This window comes from Bacillus sp. SN32 (assembly GCF_002837495.1).
GTDB classification, from domain to species: domain Bacteria; phylum Bacillota; class Bacilli; order Bacillales; family Bacillaceae; genus Bacillus; species Bacillus subtilis.
Genome location: NZ_PJCT01000021.1, coordinates 1 through 296 on the forward strand (window position 1 = coordinate 1; position 296 = coordinate 296).

1 rRNA gene is annotated in these 296 nt (G+C 49.3%); it reads left to right on the forward strand.

The features are described from left to right. Nucleotides 1-30 precede the first annotated feature (30 nt). A 23S ribosomal RNA gene (locus CW370_RS21115) occupies nucleotides 31-296 on the forward strand; the annotation flags it as partial.

The following is a 296-nucleotide window of genomic DNA, read 5'->3' on the forward strand; positions in this document are numbered from 1 at the left end:
ACAAGATATCACATAGTGATTCTTTTTAACGGTTAAGTTAGAAAGGGCGCACGGTGGATGCCTTGGCACTAGGAGCCGATGAAGGACGGGACGAACACCGATATGCTTCGGGGAGCTGTAAGCAAGCTTTGATCCGGAGATTTCCGAATGGGGAAACCCACCACTCGTAATGGAGTGGTATCCATATCTGAATTCATAGGATATGAGAAGGCAGACCCGGGGAACTGAAACATCTAAGTACCCGGAGGAAGAGAAAGCAAATGCGATTCCCTGAGTAGCGGCGAGCGAAACGGGAT